Raw genomic sequence first — 4,342 nt, 5'->3', positions numbered from 1 at the left:
CATCTTCGACAATCGCGTCGAGCGAATGACGCAGTTCCTTCATCAGACCTTTCTGACGCGTGAGTTCGGCGATGCGCCGCTCGTAATTCAGGATCGCGCCGGTCATCGTGTTGACATCCGACGACTTGTCTGTCGACGCGGAGCCGTTCTCCATTGCCTCGACCAGGAAAGCGGCGTTGGTTGCCGTCGACCGATAGCGGTTCTCCAGCCCGGTCTTTTCCGCTTCGATCTCGGCGGAGATCTGGTCGAACAGCTTCGCCAGACGGTCGAGCCGCTGGAGATCGGTCTGCCGGTCACGCGCCGGATCCCTGGATCTAAAGCCAAAAATCGAAGCCATTCGATTGGCCTTTCGAAATTGCTGCACCGCAACATAGCTTGCCATTCTCGGGGCAAGTAGGCAACCTCGTAGTTTCGGAAAGCGGATTTTTTTGGGAACGGCGCCAGCGCTGACGCTTTTGTCGGATCATTCTGTTGCGGCATTCGTTGCCGGCATCAGGAAGCGCATCGGCGGCACCTGCTGCTTTGCAGCAATGCCGGCGCGGCGGAGCAGGGCGTCCAGCTTGTCGGCCGCCACGCCGCGAACGATCGGGATCAGATTGGACTGGCTGGCCAAGGCATAGGCGGCAGCCGATGCCAGGCCGCGCTCCGCCTTCACGTCAAGGAAATTGCGCAGCCGGTATTTGTCGCGCACATGGCGCTCGTGGCGCCGCAACGCAGCCTTCGAGCCCTCCGGCAGGTTGCCCAGCGCCAGCAAGGCCAGGTCGGCATCGGCAAGCCGCTTCAGATCCTGCGTCCTGTGGCGGCCGCTCAGCGAATCGGCGCGAACGATCGCACCATAGCCGCAGGACTTGATGATCTTGAAACGCGCGCCGCGGGCGACCGCGCGCGCATAGAGCTCGTAGTCCTCACCGAGCCGCAGGTTTTCATCGTAGCTCAGCCCGTGACGTTCGAGGAACGCCCGGCTGATCACCGGCTTGAGGAAGCCCAGTTCGCCGCGCAGCACGCGGCGACGGGAAATGTTGCCTTCGATGAAACGCTCGAAGTCGAGGAATTGTGGTTCTGGCGCGAAGGAGGGAGCCGCGACCTTGGTGGGGTCGGTCGCGGCATCGTCCCTGATCAGCATGATGTTGTCCGCCGCGAAATCCCAGTCGGGGCTGGCAAACAGCGGGCGGAAACGCCCCTCGAGGAAGAAATCGTCGGCGTCGAGGATGCTGATGAAAGGCGAAACGGAAGCCTTGATCGCGGCGTTGCGCGCAAAGGACGGACCATGGTTGACGTCGAGACGCATCACCTTGAGCCGGCCGCTGCCATCATCGGCGGCGCGCGCCACATTCTGTGTGTCGTCGGTGGAGGCGTCGTCGACCACGACGACTTCCGCCACCTCCGGCTCGCGCAGAGCCGAAGCGATGGCGACCGGTATGGTCCGCGCCGCGTTGCGGGCGGCGATGATGACGCAGACCCTTGGGGTCGTCACGGCCATGATTCACCTTTCGATTGCGTGAGTGACAGCCCGCCTATGAATGCAAAACCGATCTTCATGCGTTGCCCCGCACCGGCGCGGCCGCGGCCGGCCGCTCGAAGATCCGCCGGCTGAGATCGGCGGAAGCCGCCCAGCCGGCCTCAGTCAGATAGCGCACCGGCTCGCGACCGCAGAGCTCCCACAGCACCGTCCGCCGCTGCGGCCAGCGCAACGAGGACAGCCAGGGCGCGATCACCATGTGGAAGAGGTCGGCATTGTCGATGCGCGCCAGGATCCGGGTGGCGCGGTCCGAAAGCAGCGTGCCGGTACCGCCAAGCAGAACATCGGCCGCGCGCAAAGCAAGCAGCAGCGTGTCGGCGAGGCCCTGCTCAGCGGCATGGTCGAGCAGTTTCTGCTGCTCGGCTTCGTTCAGCCGGCCGGCCGCGGCTCTGACGTCGCAGACATAGCCGGCGCAGGGCTCGCGGTTGAAGAAGGCTTTGGCGACGCTGATGCAGGACAAGAGCAACGTGTCGGACGCCGATATCAGGGGCATGGAGGCGCCCGCAACCTTGACCTCGCGCTTGCGGCGCAGGAAGCCGTCGATGTCGCGCGGGCTCGGCGAGCCCGGCTGCTGCAGCCGATAATGGAGATCGACCGTTGCGGCCCGCACGCCATCGTCGCGGACCATGTGCTGCTCGCCGAGGAAACGCACCCACCAGACCGACCGGGACTTGCCGGCGACCTCGTAGCCGGCCGAGCGAAGGGCTTCGCGGGCGGCAGCGAAGCCGGACGGGCAAACCAGAATATCGACGTCGCCGGACGGCTTCATGAAATGGTCGCCGTAGAGCAGTTGCTGCTGGAGCGGTCCCTTCAGGAAGACGAAGTCGATCTGCCTGTCCTGCAACACCTGATGGATGGCGATCGAATCGCCGATGGAGGCGGCATTCATCGACATGGTACGCCGGCGATACCCATCGAGCCATGCGAGCAATTCGGGAGGCGTCGGGCCGGTGGCCCCATGCGAGAGAGCCTTGAGCAAAAAGACCGCGACCTTGTTCAACCTCGCAATGTCGGTAACGTCGGCCACGCAGATTGCCGGAGCCGGCATACCGCCATGGTCGACTGCTCGCACTGTTGGATTGAAGAACAGCCGCAGACAGGCCTGCACATAGGCGACTTCGTCGGCACTGCCGGCCGCACGCAGCCTGTCGTAAGAAGCGTCCTGCACGGCCATGCCCGTTGTCGTCTCTCCGCAAAACCGCCCGCGGCGGCGTTTATACCGCAACTGCGAAGAAAAGCATCGCCAAAAAATCAGGAGCGCCATCCAGCGCCTTCCCAAGCCGCCTCGCGCCTGCAACCTGAGCGTTCATATCCGCTCATCGCCGATCACTTTTGAAGACAAATCCGGCGGCGGCGAAGTGAGCCGGCAATCTGCTATTTTCTGAAGTGTTTTCATCGCAATTCCCACATAGCCACTTAAGCTCACGAACTTACCTCAATCAAATCATATGCTTACTTAGACGGCAAAAAGGCGATGTTGAACGTTCGAGTGGTGTTCGCCCGAGATGCAAAAAGCCGACGGTGTCATCACCGACGCAGGCATGCGCAACCAAGAATTGATTACTGCCTGGTAAATCAGGCTTGACTCATAAATGTTGCCGTGCAGCAATTGCAATGCAGCATAGCAATATGCTGGCGGCATTCCGACGCCGCTTCCAGTCTTAATTGGAGAATAGAATGGAACAGAATGTTGAAAAGCAAGAGTACGAGACCCCAAGCCTGACGGTTCACGGTTCGATCGAAACGATCACGCAGGGTGCCTCCGGGACCACGGCGCTTGACGCGGCATTTCCCGCGCACACACCGGTCGGTGAGCTCACCTTCTCCTGAGCTTGCAGCGCCCGGAGTTGTCGCAGTTGGGGCTCCGGGCGTTCTCTTTCTTCAAACGGTGAACCGGGGCCCTGTCCTGGGCTCCCTGAGGATCGCAGGCAACCGATCCCGGTCGAGGTCACGCAAGCGTTCAACAATGAGGTTTTAGGATGCACTGGAACCCATCGAACCATGACCGCGTGGTCGCGAGCGGCGATGCCGTGGCTTGTGAATTCGGCAACGGACTGGCGCTGCTCCATCTTAAATCCAACATCTACTACAGCCTGAACGGCGTCGGCGCCTACATTTGGGAGCTGATCCAGGAGCCACGACCGATCCCCGACATAACAAGCGCGGTGCTCGCCCGCTATGATGTCGGTACAGAACGCTGCAAGGCCGATGTCGAGGGCTTGCTCAAGGGACTGATCGAAGCCGGGCTTGCGAGTTTCCACCATGAGGAACTGGCCTAGGGTCCTCTCGCTTAGCGGCCCGGAGGCGCTGTTTCTGGCGCGCCGCCTGGCAGTGGTCAGCCTGGTACGGCTGGGGCTTATGCTTTCGTCCTATAATCGCATGCGCGCGCTGGTGACTCGACTGGAAGCGAGGAATGACGCTGGCATCGCCGATCTGCGGCGCGTCGCATGGGGCGTTGCCGCTGCTGCGCGATACGTGCCGGGCGCCAGCTGCCTTACCCAGGCGCTCGCCGGACAGTATCTGCTTGCCCGCCAGGGCAAGGCCTCCACGATCAGCATCGGCATCGCGCGCGACCCCGGCGCCGATCTCAAGGCGCATGCCTGGCTGATCAGCGGCGACCACATCGTGCTTGGCGGCTCGATCAACGGCTTTGCCCATCTTGTCGATCACGGACACTAGGCGATGAGCGGCGTCGCCGGAATTCTGCTCAGACAGGATGGCAGCCCAGCGGCGGCGGCCGACATCCAGCAGATGCTGGCGCGCATGCGCCACCGGGCGCGCGACGGCAGCTCATGGTGGACGGACAGACACGCAGCACTAGGC

Annotated in this window: 7 protein-coding genes; 4 read left to right on the top strand and 3 right to left on the bottom strand. The window is 62.6% G+C overall.

All coding sequences use genetic code 11. The features are described 5' to 3' along the window. The 3 genes from EOA60_RS20720 to EOA60_RS20710 form a co-directional block, all read right to left on the bottom strand. The coding region (locus EOA60_RS20720) for a hypothetical protein (RefSeq protein ID WP_128311807.1) at positions 1–337 on the bottom strand (337 nt) is incomplete at its 3' end. 126 nt (positions 338–463) lie between these two features. Continuing rightward, positions 464–1,480 (bottom strand): glycosyltransferase, encoded by a 1,017-nt coding sequence (locus EOA60_RS20715; protein WP_095824329.1) that lies wholly within the window; start codon positions 1,478–1,480, stop codon positions 464–466. Between the two features lie 55 nt (positions 1,481–1,535). Continuing rightward, entirely contained in the window at positions 1,536–2,693 is a 1,158-nt protein-coding gene (locus EOA60_RS20710; RefSeq protein WP_095824330.1) for a nucleotidyltransferase family protein, read from the bottom strand. Here EOA60_RS20710 and EOA60_RS20705 point away from each other — a divergent pair. From EOA60_RS20705 to EOA60_RS20690, 4 genes are all read left to right on the top strand, one after another. Further along, positions 2,692–2,904 (top strand): hypothetical protein, encoded by a 213-nt coding sequence (locus EOA60_RS20705; protein WP_127215155.1) that lies wholly within the window; start codon positions 2,692–2,694, stop codon positions 2,902–2,904. The genes EOA60_RS20710 and EOA60_RS20705 overlap by 2 nt on opposite strands. Before the next feature lie 292 nt (positions 2,905–3,196). Further along, entirely contained in the window at positions 3,197–3,349 is a 153-nt protein-coding gene (locus tag EOA60_RS20700) for a lasso peptide (RefSeq protein ID WP_082953851.1), read from the top strand. A gap of 149 nt (positions 3,350–3,498) precedes the next feature. Next, positions 3,499–3,798: a PqqD family protein gene (locus EOA60_RS20695; protein WP_095824331.1), complete on the top strand. Its 300-nt coding sequence runs from the start codon at positions 3,499–3,501 to the stop codon at positions 3,796–3,798. Further along, positions 3,782–4,198, top strand: coding sequence for a lasso peptide biosynthesis B2 protein (locus EOA60_RS20690; protein ID WP_127335199.1), 417 nt, complete (start codon positions 3,782–3,784; stop codon positions 4,196–4,198). The genes EOA60_RS20695 and EOA60_RS20690 overlap by 17 nt, the downstream gene beginning before the upstream one ends. Positions 4,199–4,342: the final 144 nt, after the last annotated feature.

It is taken from the genome of Mesorhizobium sp. M1A.F.Ca.IN.020.06.1.1, assembly GCF_004023265.1.
Lineage (GTDB): Bacteria > Pseudomonadota > Alphaproteobacteria > Rhizobiales > Rhizobiaceae > Mesorhizobium.
The sequence above is the reverse complement of the archived record's forward strand: the minus strand, read 5'-3'. Positions and strand labels throughout refer to the sequence as shown.

Coding starts and splice junctions, on each gene's coding strand:
- EOA60_RS20715 (WP_095824329.1), bottom strand. CDS start 1,480: ATGGCCGTGACGACCCCAAGGGTCTGCGTCATCATCGCCGCCCGCAAC.
- EOA60_RS20710 (WP_095824330.1), bottom strand. CDS start 2,693: ATGGCCGTGCAGGACGCTTCTTACGACAGGCTGCGTGCGGCCGGCAGT.
- EOA60_RS20700 (WP_082953851.1), top strand. CDS start 3,197: ATGGAACAGAATGTTGAAAAGCAAGAGTACGAGACCCCAAGCCTGACG.
- EOA60_RS20695 (WP_095824331.1), top strand. CDS start 3,499: ATGCACTGGAACCCATCGAACCATGACCGCGTGGTCGCGAGCGGCGAT.
- EOA60_RS20690 (WP_127335199.1), top strand. CDS start 3,782: ATGAGGAACTGGCCTAGGGTCCTCTCGCTTAGCGGCCCGGAGGCGCTG.
- EOA60_RS20705 (WP_127215155.1), top strand. CDS start 2,692: ATGCCCGTTGTCGTCTCTCCGCAAAACCGCCCGCGGCGGCGTTTATAC.